Annotated in this window: 20 protein-coding genes and 2 tRNA genes; 9 read left to right on the top strand and 13 right to left on the bottom strand. The window is 36.5% G+C overall.

Annotation, left to right across the window (positions count from 1 at the left end; translation table 11 throughout):
* Positions 1-273: 273 nt before the first annotated feature.
* The 5 genes from ACTND6_RS04520 to ACTND6_RS04500 are packed head-to-tail and all read left to right on the top strand — an operon-like array spanning position 274 to position 6,264.
* On the top strand, positions 274-1,446 hold the full coding sequence (locus ACTND6_RS04520) for an efflux RND transporter periplasmic adaptor subunit (RefSeq protein WP_441022385.1): 1,173 nt from the start codon (positions 274-276) through the stop codon (positions 1,444-1,446).
* Positions 1,436-2,122: an ABC transporter ATP-binding protein gene (locus ACTND6_RS04515; protein ID WP_441022384.1), complete on the top strand. Its 687-nt coding sequence runs from the start codon at positions 1,436-1,438 to the stop codon at positions 2,120-2,122. Before ACTND6_RS04520 ends, ACTND6_RS04515 begins: the two co-directional genes overlap by 11 nt.
* The gene (locus ACTND6_RS04510; RefSeq protein ID WP_441022382.1) at positions 2,119-3,951 is read left to right on the top strand and encodes a hypothetical protein; all 1,833 of its coding nucleotides are present in this window, start codon (positions 2,119-2,121) and stop codon (positions 3,949-3,951) included. Before ACTND6_RS04515 ends, ACTND6_RS04510 begins: the two co-directional genes overlap by 4 nt.
* Positions 3,948-5,192: an ABC transporter permease gene (locus ACTND6_RS04505; protein WP_441022380.1), complete on the top strand. Its 1,245-nt coding sequence runs from the start codon at positions 3,948-3,950 to the stop codon at positions 5,190-5,192. The genes ACTND6_RS04510 and ACTND6_RS04505 overlap by 4 nt, the downstream gene beginning before the upstream one ends.
* Positions 5,193-5,247: 55 nt before the next feature.
* Entirely contained in the window at positions 5,248-6,264 is a 1,017-nt protein-coding gene (locus ACTND6_RS04500; RefSeq protein WP_441022378.1) for a hypothetical protein, read from the top strand.
* Between the two features lie 22 nt (positions 6,265-6,286).
* On the opposite strand, the gene mgtE is transcribed toward ACTND6_RS04500, so the two are convergent.
* Together mgtE and ACTND6_RS04490 are read right to left on the bottom strand one after the other, a co-directional pair.
* Positions 6,287-7,633, bottom strand: a complete 1,347-nt coding sequence (gene mgtE, locus ACTND6_RS04495) for a magnesium transporter (RefSeq protein WP_441022376.1) — start codon at positions 7,631-7,633, stop codon at positions 6,287-6,289.
* 40 nt (positions 7,634-7,673) lie between these two features.
* Positions 7,674-8,207, bottom strand: coding sequence for a TIGR00730 family Rossman fold protein (locus ACTND6_RS04490; protein WP_441022374.1), 534 nt, complete (start codon positions 8,205-8,207; stop codon positions 7,674-7,676).
* A 180-nt stretch (positions 8,208-8,387) separates the two neighbouring features.
* Here ACTND6_RS04490 and ACTND6_RS04485 point away from each other — a divergent pair.
* Both ACTND6_RS04485 and ACTND6_RS04480 read left to right on the top strand, forming a co-directional pair.
* Positions 8,388-8,461, top strand: a tRNA-Cys gene (locus tag ACTND6_RS04485).
* 15 nt (positions 8,462-8,476) lie between these two features.
* Positions 8,477-8,563 (top strand) — tRNA-Leu (locus ACTND6_RS04480).
* 604 nt (positions 8,564-9,167) lie between these two features.
* Here ACTND6_RS04480 and ACTND6_RS04475 read toward each other — a convergent pair.
* The 8 genes from ACTND6_RS04475 to ACTND6_RS04440 form a co-directional block, all read right to left on the bottom strand.
* Positions 9,168-10,526 (bottom strand): MATE family efflux transporter, encoded by a 1,359-nt coding sequence (locus ACTND6_RS04475; RefSeq protein ID WP_441022372.1) that lies wholly within the window; start codon positions 10,524-10,526, stop codon positions 9,168-9,170.
* Positions 10,527-10,590: 64 nt separating this feature from the next.
* Positions 10,591-11,697, bottom strand: coding sequence for an ABC transporter substrate-binding protein (locus tag ACTND6_RS04470; protein ID WP_441022370.1), 1,107 nt, complete (start codon positions 11,695-11,697; stop codon positions 10,591-10,593).
* On the bottom strand, positions 11,672-12,484 hold the full coding sequence (locus ACTND6_RS04465) for an ABC transporter permease (protein WP_441022368.1): 813 nt from the start codon (positions 12,482-12,484) through the stop codon (positions 11,672-11,674). The genes ACTND6_RS04470 and ACTND6_RS04465 overlap by 26 nt, the downstream gene beginning before the upstream one ends.
* A 1-nt stretch (position 12,485) precedes the next feature.
* Positions 12,486-13,265: an ABC transporter permease subunit gene (locus tag ACTND6_RS04460; protein ID WP_178176275.1), complete on the bottom strand. Its 780-nt coding sequence runs from the start codon at positions 13,263-13,265 to the stop codon at positions 12,486-12,488.
* A gap of 2 nt (positions 13,266-13,267) precedes the next feature.
* A complete protein-coding gene (locus tag ACTND6_RS04455; protein ID WP_441022366.1) occupies positions 13,268-14,836 on the bottom strand; it encodes an ABC transporter ATP-binding protein in 1,569 nt (522 codons plus the stop codon).
* Between the two features lie 22 nt (positions 14,837-14,858).
* Complete coding sequence (locus tag ACTND6_RS04450) at positions 14,859-15,398, bottom strand: cupin domain-containing protein (RefSeq protein ID WP_178176323.1); 540 nt, start codon at positions 15,396-15,398, stop codon at positions 14,859-14,861.
* Between the two features lie 209 nt (positions 15,399-15,607).
* A complete protein-coding gene (locus ACTND6_RS04445; RefSeq protein ID WP_441022364.1) occupies positions 15,608-15,928 on the bottom strand; it encodes a hypothetical protein in 321 nt (106 codons plus the stop codon).
* A gap of 2 nt (positions 15,929-15,930) precedes the next feature.
* Positions 15,931-16,491: a TetR/AcrR family transcriptional regulator gene (locus ACTND6_RS04440; RefSeq protein WP_441022362.1), complete on the bottom strand. Its 561-nt coding sequence runs from the start codon at positions 16,489-16,491 to the stop codon at positions 15,931-15,933.
* A 79-nt stretch (positions 16,492-16,570) separates the two neighbouring features.
* Here ACTND6_RS04440 and ACTND6_RS04435 point away from each other — a divergent pair, with 79 nt between their 5' ends.
* Entirely contained in the window at positions 16,571-17,344 is a 774-nt protein-coding gene (locus ACTND6_RS04435) for a putative RNA methyltransferase (protein WP_441022360.1), read from the top strand.
* A 15-nt stretch (positions 17,345-17,359) separates the two neighbouring features.
* On the opposite strand, the gene ACTND6_RS04430 is transcribed toward ACTND6_RS04435, so the two are convergent.
* Genes ACTND6_RS04430 through ACTND6_RS04420 form a run of 3 tightly spaced genes read right to left on the bottom strand, consistent with a single transcriptional unit; the run spans position 17,360 to position 19,916 of the window.
* Positions 17,360-18,538 (bottom strand): NADP-dependent malic enzyme, encoded by a 1,179-nt coding sequence (locus tag ACTND6_RS04430; RefSeq protein WP_178176285.1) that lies wholly within the window; start codon positions 18,536-18,538, stop codon positions 17,360-17,362.
* Positions 18,535-19,071: a FumA C-terminus/TtdB family hydratase beta subunit gene (locus ACTND6_RS04425; protein ID WP_441022358.1), complete on the bottom strand. Its 537-nt coding sequence runs from the start codon at positions 19,069-19,071 to the stop codon at positions 18,535-18,537. Before ACTND6_RS04425 ends, ACTND6_RS04430 begins: the two co-directional genes overlap by 4 nt.
* Positions 19,068-19,916, bottom strand: coding sequence for a fumarate hydratase (locus tag ACTND6_RS04420; protein ID WP_441022356.1), 849 nt, complete (start codon positions 19,914-19,916; stop codon positions 19,068-19,070). The genes ACTND6_RS04425 and ACTND6_RS04420 overlap by 4 nt, the downstream gene beginning before the upstream one ends.
* Positions 19,917-20,022: 106 nt before the next feature.
* Between ACTND6_RS04420 and htpG the strand changes: the two genes are divergently transcribed.
* Positions 20,023-21,915 (top strand): molecular chaperone HtpG, encoded by a 1,893-nt coding sequence (htpG, locus tag ACTND6_RS04415; RefSeq protein WP_441022354.1) that lies wholly within the window; start codon positions 20,023-20,025, stop codon positions 21,913-21,915.
* Positions 21,916-21,951 lie beyond the last annotated feature (36 nt).

Genomic DNA, 21,951 nt, shown 5'->3' with positions numbered 1-21,951 from the left:
AGACATTGACTGTCATCCAGCGTATATTCAGTCAATTGATTAAATCAATGCTAAGTGTTCAGGCTCTGAGTCCTACTTGTTTGTGCTTGTAAGGATGACGGCGACTTATAATTATTCAGGATATTTGTAAACAAATTGCCTACTCCTCCTAACGTGCTCTGTAGTATATCTATACCTCCTAAGCAAAGCATACAGGAAAGAGGCAAGATTTGCCAGTAATTTCATTACTGGTTTGTGAAGGCGGAAAGAAGGGCCGCCTTAATGGTGAAAATTATGAAAAAAAATACCAGAATCACGATCATTGTATCGTTATGTATTATGATTGCCGCAATTGGCATTTATTTTTTACTCCACGCCTTTCAAACAGGCTCCACCAGTGAAACAATCTATGTCCAGAAAGTATCCACTGTTACTGGTTCCTCCTATACAGAAAATCGTTATTCCGGTGTTGTAGAATCACAGGAAACATTAGATATCAATCAAGATAGTTCTAAAACAATTGCTGATGTATATGTAGAAGCAGGACAAGAAGTCAAAAAAGGAGACAAGCTATTCTCTTACGACACAACAGAAGCTTCCAATTCCATTGCACAGAAGAAATTAGATATCGAAGCACAGAACAATGAAATTGAAGCACAGAACAATACCATTGCTGATTACAGGGCAGAAATCAACAACGGTGGTGACAAAGTTGAAATTCAGGCACGTATCAATGATGCAAACTACGCAATCCGCCAGGCACAGAATACAATCAAGTCCACACAGACAGAAATCGATCAATTAAACAAGCAGATCGAAACTTCTACAGTCATCGCCACAATCGATGGCATCATCAAAGAAGTCAACAGAGATGGCGGAACAGATCAGAACGGTAATACAAAACCACTGATTTCTATTACACAGACAGGTGAATTCAGAGTCAAAGGTACAATCAGTGAAATGGGATCTATTTCTGAAGGCAGTTCTGTTATTGTAAGAAGCAGAATTAATGAAGATCAGATCTATAAAGGAACTGTCACAAAAGTAGAAACAGAACCACAGACAGACAACAACAACTTCTACTCTGGATCTGATTCTGGTGAATCTGCTTCTAAATATCCTTTCTATGTCACTTTAGATAACAATGATGGTCTGATGCTTGGTCAGCATGTATACATCGAACCAGATAATGGTCAATCTAGTGTTAAACAAGGTATCTGGCTGGATTCCAGCTTTATCGCCTATGACGATAATGGAGATCCATATGTATGGGTTTCTGAAAAAGAAAAGCTGAAAAAAAGAAAAGTTGAACTTGGCGAAACGGATGATGAAATGCATACAACAGAAATCAAGTCTGGTTTAAGCAAAGATGACTATATTGCATGGGTAGATGATTCTTATAAGGAAGGCATGAAAACAACAACAGAATACCAGATGGAAACGGATGGTGAAACATATGCTTCTTGATTTAAAGAACATCTATAAAAACTATGGAAAAGAACCAATGATCGTTCCAGTTTTAAAAGATGTCAGTTTACAGGTAAATGAAGGTGATTATATCGCAATCATGGGACCTAGCGGCTCTGGTAAAACAACACTAATGAACATCATCGGCTGTCTTGATCGGATGAGTGATGGAACTTATCTTTTTGACAATGAAGATATTTCAAAAATGAATGACAATGCTTTAAGTGATCTTCGTCTGCATAAGATTGGGTTCGTATTTCAGAACTTCAATCTTCTCAGTGCTGAAACAGCACAGGAAAACGTTGCACTCCCTTTGATTTATGCAGGTGTCAGTAAAGAAGAAAGAAAAGAAAGAGCACAAGATGCATTGAATAAAGTAGGTCTTGGAGAAAGAATTTCCTTTAAGCCAAATCAATTATCTGGTGGTCAGAAACAACGAGTTGCGATTGCTCGTGCAATTATTAATAATCCAAAAATCCTGCTTGCGGATGAACCAACGGGTGCATTAGATCAGGCAAGTGGAAAACAGGTCATGGAATTATTTCAATCATTAAATGATGAAGGTGTTACGATTATTATGATTACGCATGATGCAAATGTTGCATCCCACGCCAAAAAGACACTTCATATCATTGATGGTGAAATTATTGAAAATAAACAAGGAGGAACACTATGAAACCTTCTGTAAAAAAAGGAGTAATTATCACATCTGTATGTGCCGTTGCCATCGGAACAATCGTTGGTGTCAAAATCTACATGGATTCAACAAATACGATTGAAGTCAATTCCGTTGCATCACTAAATACAGGCTATTGGGACAGCCCTTCTACTTCAACAGGGTTTGTATCCAACAGTGATACACAGTCAATCTTCTATGATGCTTCCAAAACAATCACACAGATATTCGTTTCAGAAGGTCAGCAAGTCAGCAAAGGTGATCCATTATTATCTTATGACTTAACCACATTGCAAAGTTCTGTAGATTCCAATCAATTAGAAGTAGAAAAAACACAAAATGCGATTACACTTGCAGAACACGAATTAAAAAAGCTGTTAAACACAACTCCTGTCCCAGAAACAACACCAATGCCTGAACCAACAGAAGCACCGGATCCAAAACCAGTGCCTCTGCCTTCCATTCCCGAAAAGGACGAAAATGGATTCTCTCCATATATTCTTTCTCTTTCACAGGCAGAAAAGAATATTGCTTCCTATAAGATTTATTATGCTTCTACGAACAGTGATGATTTTTCTGAAAATACTGCACCTGAAAAAGGTCCAATGGATGAACCATCATTGTGGCAGGAAGAAAGAATTTCTAAAGAATATGGAAAAGCATGCTGGTACTGGATTACATATACATATACAGATGGTTCAACAAATGCATATGATGTAAAAGATGCTGTGGAATACATCAATAATTCCCAGCCAATCCCTGCTGAAGAAATCAATTTAGCAGGCACTAAAAAGAATCCATATGTCTTCAAGCTTTGTGAAGAAAGTGAAAATGCAGACAATGGTATTGTTTATGGAAAACTCTTTTTAGACAACGGGGATCAGAATCAATATTTCAGATTTGATGTGTATGCAAAAAATGATGAAGACGAATGGGAAGTTGATTCTTCCTGGCTTGTTCGCAGTGATAAGTTTGCATCCACGCAATCCATGAATGAAGGTGACATGTATTCTGTGATTTCTCACACAAAAGAAGAACAAAGATACGAAGAAATCGAACAAGAAATAGAACAGGAACCAGAAATTGATCCAAACGGCTATACACAGGTTGAACTTGCAAAAGCAATCCGTGATAAAAAATACCAGCTCAAAACACTTGATCTGGATTTAAGAAAAGCACAGCTTTCCTTAAATGAAAGCAAGGAAATGTTAAGTGATGGTGTTGTACGTGCAAAAAGAAATGGTGTTGTGCGTAAAGTTGGTGATGTATCCAATCCTCCACAGGATGGCAGTGCATTCTTAGAAGTTGCAGGCGGTCAAGGAACATACATCCAGGGAACTGTCAGTGAATTAATGCTTGATCAGCTTAAAACAGGAGATACGATTTCAGGTTACAGCTGGACAAGCGGCAATACAGTTACTGCTACGATCGACAATATTGATACTGTCCCTGCCTCTGGAAACAATTACTATAACGGCTCTGGCAATCCAAACGTCAGCTACTATGGATTTGAAGCATATGTAGAAGATTCTGCATCTCTACAGTTAGGTGAATATCTAGAATTGACACTCAACACTGATGCAGCAGATACAACAAATTCCATCTGGCTGTCAAAAGCATATGTCAGACAAGATGGAAATAAATACTATGTATTTAAAGATGATCATGGAAAACTGAAGAAACAATACGTAACAATCGGCAAGATTGTCTGGGGAGATACGATTGAAATCAAAGATGGTCTCTCTGATACAGACTACATTGCATTTGCTTACAGTAAAAACGCAAAAGAAGGAATCAAGACAAAAAATTCTTCACAGGAGGCATTATGATTGAAAATATTCGTTTATCATTCCGTGGAATCTTCGCACACAAAATGCGTTCCTTCTTGACAATGCTAGGTATTATTATTGGTATTGCTTCCATTATCGCTATTGTTTCTACAATTAAAGGAACAAATGATCAGATTGAAAAAAATCTGATTGGATCTGGAGACAACACAGTGAAAGTATCTTTATACCAGGATGACTGGGAATATTCCTTTGATTCTGGTTTACCAGGCGGAATTCCAGTTGTTTCAGAAGAAACTTTAGAATCTTTAAAAACTATCGATCACGTTGAAGGTGCTACACTCTATCGTTCCAGACAGAATTATCAGACAATCTACCGTAATAACACTTCACTGGATGGTGGATATATCCTTGGTGTTCAGCAGGATTATTTCTCTATTGCAGGATTAACCATCAAAAAAGGAAGAGGCATTACAGATGCCGATAATAAAAACTATGCACAAGTTGCAGTGCTGGATGAAACGAGTGCACAGCTTCTCTTTGGAGAAACTGACCCAATTGGCAAGACAATCGAAATCAAAAATACACCATTCACAATTGTTGGTGTATGTGCAGATAAAGAAAAGTTTGAACCATCTATGGACAGTATCGATGACTACTGGACATACAATCAGTCTTCAGGTTCAAAAGTATACGTACCATCTGAATCATGGCCAATTTTCTATCAGTTTGATGAACCACAGAATGCAATATTAAAAGTTGATGCAACTTCCAATATGACATCTGTTGGAAAAGAAGCCGCAAACATCTTAAATACATATGTTTCTTCATCCAGTATTCAATACAAGGCACAAGACTTGCTCAAACAGGCAAAAGACATCCAGTCTCTATCACAGTCAACAAATGCGATGCTGATCTGGATTGCTGGTATTTCATTACTTGTTGGCGGTATTGGTGTTATGAATATTATGCTTGTTACAGTTACAGAAAGAACAGGCGAAATCGGTTTAAAGAAAGCTATTGGTGCTAGAAAGAAAGCAATCATGTTTCAATTCTTGACAGAAGCTGTTGTATTAACTTCGATTGGAGGTATTGCTGGTGTATTTACCGGAATTGGCTTAGCACAGCTGATATCCATGTTAAACGGTACTCCAGTATCCATCAGTGTTCCAGCTTCCCTGTTATCTGTTCTATTCTCTATGGCAATTGGTATCATCTTTGGTTTACTGCCAAGCTATAAAGCAGCAAATCTTGATCCAATTGAAGCATTGCGTCATGAATAGCAAGATCTCTTAAGATCTTGTTTTTCTTTTATGTTTGAATATGTATAATGGATGCATGGAAATCAAATTAACAAAAGAAATCGAAGGTTTTTTAGACCGCTGCAGATATAACATCTACAACGATACAAAAAATGAATTTGTTGGCCTGCATGTCACAAAAGCAGAAGAGAAAGCAGTACAGAAAGAAATGAGAGATGCAGGATTTGCAGAATTCATGCAAGATGAAGAAAACTGGCCTTCTCTATTCTTATCAAAGAAGGAATGGGAAAAGAGCCCATATCACGCAAATGTATCTTTGGATCTTATTCGTGATGCACATTTCTCCTATGAAAAGAATAAAGTAACAGGAAGAGAACTCTTTAACGTAGATGCCATTCAGAAAGATCCAAATCGAGAACTCAATGACTGGATGAAACTAAGAGCAATGGATAGCAGTTTTGAAGCTATCTATCTCTATCAGGATGATCAGGACTGGATGATTGATGCACCATCTGAAGCTGCAACAAATAACATCTGTGCAGAAAAAGCACATGGAAAAGTACTTACATTTGGCTTAGGAATTGGATATTTCATCTATATGGCAATGGCAAATCCAAACGTTACAGAAATTACATGTGTAGAGAAATCTGAAGAAGTCATTGCGATGTTTAAACGTTTTATCTATCCTCAGTTTCCTCAGGATATTCCTTTGACAATTATTCAGGGAGATGCCTTTGATTACTTCAACGAAGAATTCATGAGCCAGTTTGATTATTCGTACACAGATATCTGGCTGAGTTCTAATGATGGTCTACAAATCATCAAACAGCTGCTGCATCAATATGTTCCACCATTCAAAGACAGTGACTTCTGGATTGAAGACAGCTGTCAGGAGATCATGTGGACTTTGATCTTCTTGTATTTTGATGACGTTGCACATCGCATGCCAGTTCAGATCAATCCTCAATATGAACAGGAAATGACTCAAATCGTATCTTACTTCAGCAATAAAAACGAAGTGATCGATTCTGTAGAACCATTAAAATTCTACATGTACGATGCAGAAACAATCAGAAATATCCTTGCATTATAAAAGCCTGGCATCCCAGGCTTTTTTACATTAATAATGGCAGGAACAGCTGTGCAAGTCCTAAAAAGATAAAGAATCCCAAAACATCTGTCGCTGTTGTGATAAAGATAGAAGAAGATACTGCTGGATCTGCGCCCAGTCTTTTTAAAGCAACAGGAACAAGGAAGCCAAATACACCTGCAACAACAAGATTTCCAATCATCGCAATAAAGATAATCAATCCAAGATAGACATTATGATAGATGACAGAGACAATGATTCCTGTAATCAATCCATTGATTGCACCATCAACAACACCCAACATGATTTCTTTGATAAATGACTTCGCATATTTTCTTAAAGATACATCATCCTGCGATAATTGTCGCACAAGAATAGACTGTGTCTGAGAACCAGCATTACCACCCATTCCCGTAACAATTGTCATTGTCGCAGATAAAGCTACAACTTTTGCAATCGTACCTTCGAATGCTTTCACTGTCATACTCGCAACAAAAGCAGTCAACAGATTCACAAGAAGCCAAGGCAAACGTAAACGAATGGAATCCCATAACGTTGTATTCAGGTTTTCTTCACTTGAAACACCACCCAGTTCAAGAATATCTTCGTTATATTCCTGTACGATAACATCAATAATATCATCGACTGTAATAATACCTAGAATAGAACCTCTATTATTCACAACAGGAATTGCATTCAAATCATATTTGCTAACAAGCTTTGCAGCATATTCCTGATCATCTTCTGGATGTACATAGATTGGATTCACCTTCATGATATCTTTCAGCAAGTCATCTTTTTTCGCTGTCAGAAAATCTCTTAAGTTTGCAACACCAACAAGTGATTGAGAATGATCAACAATATAGATTGTTTCAATAACTTCTGATTTATTCGCAATCTGACGAATACGACGCATCCCTTGTTCTACAGTCAATTTCTCATCTAACGCAATATACGCAGTGGTCATAATACCACCTGCAGAATCTTCAGGATAGTTCAATAATGTGCGGATGATCTTACGATCATCTTCCATCATTTGATTGAGTAATGCCTTTTTCTGCACGTATTTCATATCACCAATCAAATCGGCAATATCATCCTTCTGCATGTAGCCAAATACTTCAATCAATTCATCATTTGTAATATTTTCAGCAATACGTGTTCTTTGGATGTCACTTGCCTGTTCCAATACTTTAGCAAGATCATCATCCTGCAATAACTGACAAAGACGCCATAATTCTCTATCATCCAGATCTTCAGATATGACAGCAATATCAATAGCATTTACTTCTTCAATATACTCATGTAATTCAGCTGCTTCACTATCATTAATAATTCTTTTCAGCTCTGCCAACGTCATTTTATCTATCATTCTAAAGCCCTCACTACATCTATTTTATCTCACAACACAACTATGCGTTAAGCAGTTTCTTAATTTCTTCTAAGTTGTCAACAAACCTTATTTTTTCAAATATTTTTTTATCACATAGACCTTTCTCAATCATATGCACAAACAAATTTTTTAAATCATTGTAATACCCATCTAGATTATAAATCATGACTGGTTCACTCATATGTCCTAACATTACTTTAGAAATAACTTCACTGATTTCTTCTAATGTTCCACTTCCACCTGGAAAAGTAATAAATGCATTTCCAAGTTCAATCATTTTTGCTTTTCTTTCACTCATATCATGAGTCACAATTAATTCTGTAATATCGTTATATTCAAATCCAGCATCAATAAAGAACTGTGGTTCAACCCCGATGACTTTTCCACCGCTCAACAATACACTCTCTGCCAGATCCCCCATCAAACCAGCTTTTGATCCACCATAGACTAAAGTATGTCCATTTTCACCAATCCAGTTTCCTAATTCTCTAACTGCGATTTGAAATTTATCATCATTTCCTGAGGAAGCACCTAAATATACTGTAATATTCATTTTTAATAACATTCCTTTCCTACATGTTTCACTATATAACAGCTTTGTTAATTTATTGAAAAATGAAACTATCACTATTGTAACGGAATATCACAACTTAGAAATAACTTTGTTAAAATTTTTTAATTTTCTTCTTGCATTATATTGTAGTTTTGATATACTAATAAAGCACTAACCAATGGTGCCTTAGCCAAGTGGTAAGGCAGCAGACTGCAACTCTGCGAGCGCCGGTTCGACCCCGGCAGGCACCTCCACTTATTAAGGGATATGGGGATGTGGCGGAATCGGCAGACGCATCGGACTTAAAATCCGGTGGTGGCAACACCGTGTGGGTTCAAGTCCCATCGTCCCCACCACTTAAAGACTCAAAAATCGCTAGAAATAGCGGTTTTTTTGTGTTTATATTATTTTTTCGAACTAATTATCGAACTTTTTGTGCATTCTTTGTAATTCCTTGTCATGATACTTTCAAGAAAAATACCATTTGATGGTGACCTATATACTTCAGAATGATATAGTCAGCGAACTCCTTCGACACTTAAATCAGAAACATCAGGTATACAGTGTGTGATTCGACTCGAACTGATCAGATTTCTATCATTTCAAAATCTAAAATAAGAATGCAGGAAATATACAATTGTATAGAATCCTGCATTCTTTTTTGTATTTTTATGCTGCATTATTCGTATAGGTCACCATTCACGAATATAACCTTAATATTTTAATATTAGTCTATTTCAATTTCTTCTCCATCATTCAGTAACAAAAACGAAACTGGTTCATTCAATTTTTGAATACACTCTTTTTTTTCTGTTGCCCCAGCATTATCAGAAAAAGCAATCATTATATTGATAAAATTTTTAAAGTGATAATCAGAAATCCTTCATGCATTGTGAAAAAGCATTTATCGGTTGCAGACATTTCATAAAACCAGTACATCACACGTACTGGTTTTATCTTTTATGATTGATGCTCTTTCATGAATCTTCGATAGCTGTATACCCAGACAATACCTTCTACAATATCTGTTATAACCCAGCTGATTGGAAAGCATGCATACAACACTTCAAGTTTACGAACTGCAGAAAACGCAGTAAACAGCCAAACTAAACGGACTCCGCAAATACCAACAAGCATTAACAATGTTGGTACAGAAGAATATCCCATTCCTCTAGAAGATCCAATAAATGTATCCGCAATTCCCTGAATCGGCAATAACAATGTAACAAATGCCAGACGATACATTCCATAATGCACAACATCACTAGAATTGGTATATAGACGTAAGAATAAGTTTGAATTGAGATAAATGATTCCACTAATCAACAATCCACTCGCAACAGTCAATATCATTGTAATCAACAATATCTTTCTAATCTGTTTATAGTTAGAAGAACCAACATTTGCTGCAGTAAACGTAGCAGTTGCCTTATCAAAAGCATCCATGCCAATATATACAAAGTTTTCCAGATTTATTGCTGCACTATTACCCGCAATTAAATTACTGCTGTTAAAAGAGTTAATACTTGATTGAATCACAACATTACTGAAAGAGAACACAAGACCCTGAATTCCCGCAGGAATACCAATGGAAAGTATTTCTTTTGCGATTGGAAGATCAAGTTTACAATACCCCCAGTAGAACTTCGTCGCATTCGTTTCATTGATTAATGTAATCATCACAAGTATTGCACTGACTGCCTGTGAAATCACAGTTGCTAAAGCAACACCAGCAACGCCAAGATGAAATACAATGACAAATAAGAGATTCAACACAACATTCAATGCACCCGCAATCATCAAAAAGTACAAAGGTCGTTTTGTATCTCCAGATGATCTTAAAATTGCAGTCGCAAAATTATAGACAAGCATGAATATAATACCCGTAAAGTAAATCTTCATATATATCGTACTATACTCTATTAAATCTTCAGGCGTAGACATCAGTTTTAACAACGGTCTTGAGAAAAAAAGACCAACACATGTCAAAAAGATGCCTACCGTAAATGCAAGCCAGATTGACGTATGAGAAGCAATTCTTGTTTTCTCATCATCCTTTGCCCCAATGTATTTAGATACAACAATATTTGTACCAATCGTGATTCCATTAAACAAAGATATTAATAAAAATATGACACTGCCCGTAGCACCAACCGCAGCCAATGCCGTAGATCCAGAAAACTTTCCCACAACAATTGTATCTGCAGCGTTAAATACCATCTGCAGACAATTTGTTAACATCAATGGTACAGAAAACGCAAATAAGTTTTTGATTAGATTTCCCTGTGTCAAATCAATATGATATGTATCCTTTTCCATACAATTCCCCCTCATGCATTGCTACTATCATACTATAAGAAAAAAGGGATTGCTCCCTTTCTTCTTATTGAATCTTAACTTTATTCCACAAATCACTTAACTGTTTTGTTAATTTTTCACTGTAGTGGAATGTTTCATCATTCTTGCCGTCTGTTCTTGGTGCATATGCCTTATTTTCAAAGTAGTCACCATCTTCTCCCGCAAGATAATCTTCAACATCTTTTCTAACAGGTGTATAGCCAACATATTCACTGTTTGCTAACTGAATATCATAACTTGTCATATAGTTAATGAATTCATTTGCTAAACCTGAACAAGATGCATTCTTAGGAATTACCATTCCATCAAGCCACTTGTTTGTACCCTGATCTGGTTCAATCCAGTCCATATCTGGGTTTTCACTCAATACATATGCAGCGTCTCCAGAATACATAACCGCAATTGCCTTTTCACCGTTTGCCATACCGTCAATCACTTCATCTGTAACATATGCTGGTTCCATTGTATCGTTCATTTCTCTTAGCCACTGATATGCATCCTGGATTTGGTTTTCATCATCTGTATTCATAGAATAGCCAAGTGCTTTAAATGCAATCATGAATCCATCACGCTGTGAATCATAGAAATAGATATCACCCTTATAGTTTGTATCCTTTAAGACTTCCCAGCCTTCTTTTTTGATTGTGTCTGCATCAACAACCTCTTTGTTATAGGCAAGACCAACTGTTCCCCAGAAGTATGGCATAGAATATACACCATCTGGATCAAAGGATTCTCTCGTTTGCACTACTGCAGGGTTGAGATCCTTTTCATTTTTCATTTGTTCCTTATTCAAAGGCTGCAGCATATCTTCAGAAATCATTCTTTCAATCATGTAGTCACTAGGAACGATGACATCATAAGAAGAACCGCCTAATAATTTAGTATACATAATTTCATTAGATTCAAATGTATCATAGTTAACACGCGCATTATACTTTTTTTCAAATGTAGAAATTACATCTTCCCCAATGTATTCACCTGCGTTATAAACATTTAAGACATTACATCCAAACTTTTCTTTTGCATCAATGTGCTCTTCAGATTTACCAGAGTCACCGCCACAGGCAGTCAATGCCAAACAAGTAGAAGATGCTAATAAGATTTTAGAGAGTTTTTTCAATTGTTTCATGTTTCTTTTTTCTCCTTTCACGAATCATTGGAACAACATTTACAAGAATCAATACAGCTGTCACAACATATACAATAATTGCACTCAACGCATTGATTGTAGGATTCACACGTTTTACGTTGGAATATACGTAAATGGAAATATTAGATACCCCAGGTCCTGTGGTAAATAATGAAATAACGAAGTCATCAAATGACATAGAGAATGCAACCAAAGCCCCAGCTACAATTCCACCTTTGATCTGTGGAATGATAACCTTAAACATTGCCTGTAACGGTGTGCATCCAAGGTCCATTGCTGCTTCTGCAATATTTGGATCCAATGTACGTAATCTAGGCATCACTGACAAGATAACGTATGGAATACAGAATGCAATATGTGCTAGAAGCATTGTTGTAAAGCCAGTCTTAATTCTAAGAGAAGAGAACAGCAGCATAAATCCAATCGCCGTAACGATTTCCGGGTTTAACATTGGAAGGTTATTTACCTGTGTAACGATCTCTTTTACGATCTTCTTAGATTTTGACAAGCCAATTGCGGTAATTGTTCCAACAAACGTAGATACTACCGTTGCAATGACCGCAATCAGTACTGTATACCAGATTGCTTCCATAATAGAACGGTTGTTGAACATAGCTTCATACCATTTTGTAGAAAAACCAGTAAATCTTGTTAAAGATTTTGAACGGTTAAACGAAAAGAATACAACATAGAAAATTGGTAAATAGAAGAAGGCTAAAACAACCCAAAGATAGATTTTTGAAAAAATACCAGATTTCTTTTTCATGTTACTTCTCCTTTACATCTTTATCTAATTTTCTAGTGACATACATAGAAATCAGAATAATGACTGCCATGATCAATGAGATTGCTGAACCAAAATTCCAGTCTCCTGTAGAAACGAAATAATCTTCAATCAGGTTACCAATCAATACATACTGTCCTCCACCAAGTAATTTTGGAATGAAGAAGGATGATACTGCCGGCAGGAATACAAGTGTAATACCTGAAACAACACCACTTAAAGAAAGAGGCAGTGTAACACGCAAGAATGTCTGTTTTTCATCAGCACCTAAGTCATGTGCAGCTGTAATCAAAGATGCATCGATCTTTGATAATGCTGTATAGATCTGAAGAATCATAAATGGCAGGAAGTTATACACCATACCAACATAGACACTAATTTCACCTGGTACACCTAGTCTTCCTAAAATACCCTTCCATGCATATGTTCTAACAAGCATATTGATCCACATAGGCAATGTAACAAGCAATACTGTCAAGCCTTGTGATTTTGGCTTTTGGCGAGCCATGATATATGCCGTTGGATAACCAATGGCAATACATATGATCGTTGTTATCAAAGCCATCTTTAAAGATTTCCATAAAACACCTGGAAAGATAGGGTCTGAAAAGAATCGTGCAAAGTTATCAAATGTGATTGTTAATGTAAGCACGCTGTTTCCCTGTACAGTAAATGCATACAAAACAATCATCAGCATTGGAACAATGATCATTCCAATCATCCATACAATGTATGGATAAACAAGCTTTGAAAATGACTTCATTGTCAGTTCATCTTTCTCATGACGTGAATGTCTTCAGGGTTCCATTCAAGTCCAACTCTTTCACCAACTTCATGGTGGTCTGTTGTTTCAAGTTTCAATTCTCTACCTTGTGTAGAGAATGTAATTGGATAGTCACCTTCTGTGATATTTTCATCATCAAAGTCATATTTAACATCCCAGATTTCTACCTGAGAGTTATCTTCTGTTGACCATGCATATGCATCTGCCCAGCGAATCAAGTCTGTATCTAAAGCAACGGATTCCTTGATTTCATCTACAGATTTAGTGAAGTTAAATGCCTGAATAGATTCTTCATTTCCAGCATCTTCTACAGAAACAGGTTTTACAACATTGATCTTGATTGTAATCTTTGTACCTGCTGCTGTTTCAAACGTACAGTCATATACACCTTCATCTTCTTTTAGATCATAATTAACATTCGGAATAGATACATCTTCTTCATCATCATTCCATGCCTGTGCGTTTGCACGTGCAATGATTTCAGCATCAGTAATATCCTTAACGTCTTCTACGTCCATAGAGAAGCTAGTCGCAGACATTCTTTCATGTGCTTCTGCATTGACAACGTCATGTTCACCTGTAACATGCATTATAACTGTCTTAGAAGTACCGGAAGAAGTTTCCGCAACGATTTCATAATGAACACCCTTGAACAATACAGACTTTACTTCCCCATTCAATAAGCCTCTATTTCTAGGTACAATATCAATATCTTCTGGACGAATGACAATATCAACTGGTTCGTTTTCCGCAAAGCCATAGTCTTCACATACATAATCAGCATCATCAAAGCTGACAAGACGATCCTTTTTCATTGTTCCATTAATGATATTGGAGTCACCAATAAACTTTGCACAGTATTCATTGACTGGTGTGTTATACACTTCTAGTGGTGAGCCAACCTGTTCAATCATACCATCACGCATAATAACGATTTTGTCACTCATTGTTAGTGCTTCTTCCTGATCGTGTGTAACGAAAATAAATGTGATACCAACTTCTCTTTGAATTTCCTTCAATTCCAGCTGCATTTCTTTTCTTAGATTCTTATCCAAAGCACTTAAAGATTCATCAAGCAAAAGAACCTGAGGTTCATTGACTAACGCTCTAGCAATCGCAACACGCTGCTGCTGCCCACCACTCATCGCATTAATATCTCTATGTTCAAATCCTTCTAGACCCACAAGAGAAATCATTCTCATAACCTTCTGATGAATAATATCCTTTGGCTGCTTCTTGATTGCTAAACCAAAAGCAATATTGTCATATACATCTAAATGAGGAAATAAAGCATAGTGCTGGAACACTGTATTAACGTCTCTTTTATACGCAGGAACAGTCGCAATATCTTCGCCATCAAGGAAAACATTTCCTTCATCTGGCTCTAAGAATCCAGCAATGATACGAAGTAATGTCGTTTTACCACATCCACTAGGACCTAATAATGTCACAAACTCATTTTCATTGATATCCAGGTTGATTCCCTTTAAAACAACTTGATTATCAAATCTTTTCACAATGTTTTTGATTTCAATTAGCTTTTTTGCCATGTTTCTATCTCCTTTTGCACTGTCAAAACTCTGGTGGCGTACTAACCCAAAGAACAACCGCTTTCTTATCAGTGTCGTTTTTCAAATAATGTGATTCATCTCCTCGGATATAGAAAGAATCACCTTTTCTCAATAAGTTTCCTTTTTTGTTGGAATCACGTACAAGCAGTACTCTTCCACGCAATACATATCCAAACTCTTCCCCTTCATGAGGTTCAATCAATTTACTTTCTGCATTTGCTTCCAGTTCAATCAGGATTGGTTCCATTTCATTTTTCTGTGCGTTTGGAATGATCCAGTGAATCGTACAGTTTTCTTGTTCATCTACAAATTCATCATCGGAAGTAAATACGATCTGTTCATCATTTTCTACCGCAAAGAATCTTGATAATGTCGTTCCCAATGCTTCCGCAATATCTTCTAATGTCTGCAAAGAAGGTGATGTCAGATTGTTTTCCAGCTGTGAAAGAAACCCTTTCGTAAGTTCTGTTCTGGAAGCAAGTTCCTCTAACGTTAGATCGTTTTTATAGCGTAATTGTCGGATTCGATGCCCTATATCTATCATATCCCTCCTTTGTTTAGCAACACTAAACTTAAAATCAGTTTTTATAAAACCAAAAATTATTATACATATTCCATGAAATGTTGCAATAGTTTTTTCAAACTTTTTGTTTACTGTTTCTAAACTCTTCATTCATTTAACATTTCTAATATTTCACACATAAAAAAGAAGGCTTTTCAGTATTGCTGAAAAGCCTTCTTTTTTATGCCTTATTCTTTATCTAGCTGATCGAGTTTTTCGTTTAAAAGCTCAATCAGTTTTTCTTTGTCTCTAATTTTAGCAAATGTTTCTTTTTCATCTGTTTCCTGGATACTGCCTTCCTTCAACAAGAAATATTCTCTTCCAAGCTTTTCATATGCTTTGGATAATTCTCTTGCATTATGTCCAATTTCACTACGAATTTCAGCCTTTCTTTTTTCTGTATCCAATTTTTTCAGCACTGTTTCTGTTGTTTCCTTCATTGCTTTGAGTGCTTCATCTTTCAATGTATTGAATCTTTCTGTAAAATCTTTTTCTTTGTTTTCTGACATTTCTAGTCCTTTCCAGATCTTTCAATCAGATCAATGATGATGTCCTTGATTTCATCATCTCCCGCTTCTTTTTCTTCTACCAAAGTAAGAATTCCACTAATCAGAATATCTGCATAATACTTTGGATGCACAAACTGTAATGTTCCGTCTTTCATTCCTTCTTCAAACAAATCACATAATCCATCGATGGATACTTTCTTTGCTTCTTCAATGGATCTAGAAGAAAGTGGTGTTAAATCTACATCCTTACCTTCTACCTGACGTGTCAAGACACGAAATGAATGTACGCAATTTGTTATATACTGCTCTAGACGTTCTTCATACGTATCTTTATCCATAGATGCATTCATCATTTCATTAAATAATTCGTTATACTTTTCGCTGATTGCATCAATGACATCATCTTTTGATTTAAAGTAGTAATAGAACAGTCCCTTTGCAACGTTCATTTCCTTCACAATAGAATTGATCGTAGTATCTACGATTCCATGTTCACGGAACAATTTCTCCGCTGCTTCAACAAATTCATTTCTTCTTTCTTCACTATCTTTTGTTTCTGCCATAATGCCTCCCTAATTGAAGTATAGCACTGACTGAGAGTCAGTCAAGTGAATAATTCTTTTTTTGTGATACAATAGATGCATGAAATTATTATGTCCAATATGTAATGAAAAACTAGTCAAAGTAGATAGACAGGCAAGATGTGCAAATAACCATTCATTTGATTATGCAAAACAAGGATATTTAAACTTATTGATCAAACAATCCGTTGATCATGGTGACAACAAAGAAATGGTGCAGGCAAGAACACAGTTTTTAAATTCAGGTGGATATGCCTTCTTAAAACAGGAACTTGTCAATCTAACAAAGAAGTATGATTCACATGTTTTATGTGATTTAGGATGTGGGGAAGGATATTATACTTCTGGCTTTCAGGCAGAAGAAAAGTATGGATTTGATATGAGCAAGGAAGCTTTAAAGCATGCAAGCAAGAATGATCCATCAACACAATATGCAGTTGCTTCTATCTTCCGTCTTCCTTTGGAAGATGCATCCTGTGATACTGCAGTCACATGCTTTGCACCATTTGCGAAAGATGAGATTGAAAGAGTATTAACACAGGGCGGCAGATTCTTCTTTGTTTCCCCTGGTCCAAAACATTTATTTGAACTAAAGCAATTGATCTATGATACACCATATGAAAATGAAATGAAGGATCTGGAAACAACGCTTGTAAAAGAAGAAGAATACTTCATTTCAAATACATTCCATTGTGAAAAAGAAAATCTCATTTCTTTATTCAAAATGACACCATATTATCATAGAACAAGAAATGAAGATATTGATAAGATCAACCATCAGGATGGAATGGATATTACTGCCGAATTCTTAATTCGTGTCTATCAAAAAAGATGACAGGCGTCATCTTTTTTATTTTCTAACAAAGCCACTCTTGATAGCTTCTTTTTTGACTGCATCTGCAACAGTAGGCACAACACGTGGATCAAATGGAGAAACAATGATATGTTCTCTTGTCAGTTCTTCATCTTTAATTAATGATGCGATACCAATCGATGCAGCAATCTTCATTTCTTCAGTGATCTTTGTTGCCTTTGCATCTAATGCACCTCTAAATAAGCCTGGGAATGCCAGTAAATTATTTACCTGGTTTGGATAGTCTGATCTGCCAGTACCAATGATATAGGCTCCTGCTTCCTTGACTTCTTCATATGTAATTTCAGGTTCTGGATTTGCCATCGCAAATACAATATTTCCTTCATTCATAGAAGCAACCATTTCTTTTGTAACAATACGAGGCGCAGATACTCCAATAAAAATATCTGCACCAGCCATCGCTTCTTTTAAGGAAGCATAATGCTGATGATCCAGATTGACATAGCAAAGCAGCTCTTTCTTAAGATCATTGTAGCCTTCACTATGATCTGGATCCAGACATCCATCTACATCAAAGGCATAGATCTTATGAAAACCATACTGATACAACATACGGATAATGCTAGAACCAGCTGCACCACATCCAGAAATGACGACCTTCTGCTCTTCTGGCTTTGCCTTTTTCAAACGCATACAGTTGATAAGTGCTGCAAGTACAACGATTGCAGTGCCATGCTGATCATCATGAAATACAGGAATACTACATTCTTCAATGAGTCTTCTTTCGATTTCAACGCATCTAGGTGCACTGATATCTTCTAGATTGATTGCACCAAAAGATGGTGCAACCATCTTGCAGAAACGAATGATTTCTTCTGTATCTTTCGAATCAATCACAAGTGGCCACGAATCAATATCCGCAAATCGCTTCATCAACAAAGATTTTCCTTCCATAACAGGAAGTGCAGCTTCTGCACCAATATCACCAAGTCCTAAAACTGCCGTACCATCACTAATGACCGCAACAGTATTTGCACGATTCGTATAGACATAGCTCATTTCTTTATCTTCGTGAATCTTACGACATGGCTCAGCAACGCCAGGTGTATATGCAAGAGATAAATCTTTGGCATCTTCACAAGGCACCTTTGCTTCAACCTTTAATTTACCATGATACTTTCCATGTAACTTCAATGATTCATCATAAACACTCATGCTTCTTCCTCCAAATCATAAATATCATTCCCATCAATATCACATCCAACAAAACATGGAAAATCTTTCACTTCCAGTTTTGTAACTGCTTCTGCAAGTAACTCTTCAAAAGCAACCATTTCTCTTTTGATAATGCAGTGAGATAATAATGCACCAACACCACCAGCACATACAAAATAAATCATTTCATGATCTTTGATTGCCTGCTTCACTTCATCACTTCTTCTGCCTTTTCCAATCATGCCTTTCATTCCACACTCCGCAAGTGTTTTCACATATGGATCCATTCTACTAGAAGTTGTTGGTCCACTAGAGCCAATCACCTGTCTACTTCTTGCAGGTGTAGGTCCAACATAATAAATCGTTGCACCATGAAGATCAAATGGCAGCGGTTCATGATTTTCAATCATTTCTACAAGTTTTTTGTGTGCAGCATCACGTGCTGTATAAATTGTTCCATTCAACAATACCGCATCTCCTGCATGCAGATTTCTAATATCTTCTTCCTTCAGTGGCAATTGAATTGTTTTCATGAAATCACCTTCTTTGCGTGTCTGCACACGTGGCAGCAGATATTTACCGCTACTGGAAGTCCAGCAATATGTGTTGGTGCCTGTTTGATTTGAATCTTCAATGCGGTTGTTGCACCATGGAATCCCATAGGACCAATCTTTAATGCATTGGCTTCTTCTAGCAATGTATCTTCTAAAGCTTTATAGCGAGGGTCTGGATTAGAATGATCAATAGAGCGAAGCATTGCTTCTTTAGATAACTTCGCACAAAGATCAAATGTTCCACCAATGCCAACGCCAACAACAAATGGAGGGCAAGCATTAGGTCCAGCATTTTTGATTGTTTCTAAAACAAACTTCTTTACACCTTCTTCCCCATCCGCAGGTGTCAGCATTTTCAAGGCAGATTTATTTTCAGAGCCAAATCCTTTTGCCATCACTTCAATTTCAACATGATCCCCTTCAATAAAATCGGTATAGAGAATCGCTGGTGTATTATCCTTTGTATTCTTTCTATCATATAGTGGATCATCGACACTGCTTGCACGCAGATAATTTTCTGTATAGCCTTTTCTAACCCCTTCATTCACTGCTTCATTGATATTTCCACCAACAAAGTGAACATCCTGTCCAACATGCAGCCATACGATCATTAGACCGGTATCCTGACATAAAGGAATTCTTTCCTTTTGAGCAATTTCTGCATTTTTTAAAAGCATATCCATGACTGTTTTTGATTTTTCATCCCTTTCATTACTGGATGCTTTTTGAATTGCACTGAAAACAGCAGGATCATAGATACACGCAATATCCGCTGCCATAGAAGCAATTGCTTCTGTGATTTGATTTACATTGATTTCTTTCATAAGACAATTCTATCAGTTTGTTTATATATGACAACTTGATTTTCTATGATGTGCGTACTACAATATTTAGCAGTCATTCGTAAAGAGTGCTAAGGAGGATATCATCATGGCAAAGAAACAGTTTAAAGCCGAATCAAAACGTTTACTGGAATTAATGATCAATTCTATCTATACGAACAAGGAAATCTTTTTAAGAGAACTCATTTCCAATGCATCTGACGCACTAGATAAAAGACATTACATTTCCCTTACAGATAAAGAGGCAAAGGTTGATAAGAAAGATCTGAAGATCACAATTGAAAGACATCCAGATACTCGTCAGCTCATCATTGAAGATACTGGTATTGGTATGACTAATGAAGAGCTAGAAAAGAATCTTGGTACAATTGCCAAGTCTGGTTCTGCAGAATTCCGCGAACAATTCGAAAAAGCAAAGAAGAATACAGATATCATCGGACAGTTTGGTGTTGGATTCTACAGCGCATTCATGGTCGCAAAAAGAATCTTAGTTGAAACAAAATCAATCAAATCAGACAAAGCATACAGCTGGTCTAGTTCAGGAGAAGATGGCTATGTCATTTCAGAAATTGAAAAGTCTGGTTATGGCACAAGAATCACACTGGATCTAAAAGATGATACAGAAGATGAAAAATATTCCGAATTCCTGGAAGAATGGAAGATCAAGGAACTAATCAAGAAGTACAGTGATTATGTACGCTATCCAATTGAAATGGAATGTACAAAGCATATTCCTGATCCAACAGATGACAAGAAGACAATCGAAACACAGGAAGTTGAAACTTTGAACTCTATGGTTCCACTTTGGAAAAAGCAGAAGTCAAAGATTACACAGGAAGATTACAATGAATTCTACAAGTCAAAATTTAATGACTGGGAAGATCCGCAGAAAGTCATTCACTACACTGTAGAAGGCAATATTTCCTATACTGCTTTACTTTACATTCCATCAAAGGCACCATACAACTTCTACTACACAGACTATGAACCAGGTCTAGAACTCTACTGCAAGAATGTATTCATCATGGATAAAGTCAAAGATTTGATTCCATCTTATTTCAGATTTGTGAAGGGACTTGTTGATAGTGATGATTTGAATCTGAATATTTCAAGAGAAATCCTTCAGCAGGACCGTCAGGTCAAGATGATGGCAAAATCCATCGAAACAAAGGTTTCTTCAGCATTAAAAGAAATGCTTGAAAAAGACAGAGAAGGATATGAAAAATTCTTTGATAACTTTGGCTTGAATCTAAAGGCTGGTATCTTAGCTGACTATGGGCTCAACAAAGACAAGCTTCAGGATTTCATGATTTTTAGAAGCTCTAATGAAGGTAAATACGTTACATTAAAAGAATATGTTGATCGTATGAAGGATGATCAGAAAGCAATCTACTATGCAATTGGCAAGAGTGTTGATGAAATCCAGAACCTTCCAGCAATGGGTAAACTCAAAGAAAAAGGATATGAAGTACTCTACTTCCTTGATGAAAGAGATGAATTCGTTGCCAATACATTGATGAACTATGCTGAAAAGCCATTCCAGTCAGTGAATAAGGGTGATCTTGATCTAGAAAGCGATGAAGAAAAGAAGACAAGAGAAGAAAAAGCAGAAGCAAATAAAGATTTGTTAACTACTATGAAAGATTCCCTTGGTGACAAGGTCAAGGAAGTTCGACTCTCTTCTCGTTTAACAGATGAAGCAGCATGTGTTGTTGCGGATGAAGGCATGTCTCTTGAAATGGAGAAATACCTTGCAAATGATCCAATGGCAAAGGGTCAAGGCATGAAAGCTGTCAAGATCTTAGAATTGAACCCAGAACACCCACTATTTGAAAAGCTGCAGAAGCTTGGAAAAGAAGATCCGGATACATTAAAGAAATATACATCTGTACTTTATGATCAGTCATTGTTAGCACAAGGCTTATCCATTGATGATCCTAAGGAATATGCAAAGAGCATTACAGAATTAATGATGAAATAAAAAATGAAACTTCAGAGAATCATCATCTCTGAAGTT

Source organism: Bulleidia sp. HCP3S3_C9, assembly GCF_052064035.1.
Lineage (GTDB): Bacteria > Bacillota_I > Bacilli_A > Erysipelotrichales > Erysipelotrichaceae > Bulleidia.
The sequence above is the reverse complement of the archived record's forward strand: the minus strand, read 5'-3'. Positions and strand labels throughout refer to the sequence as shown.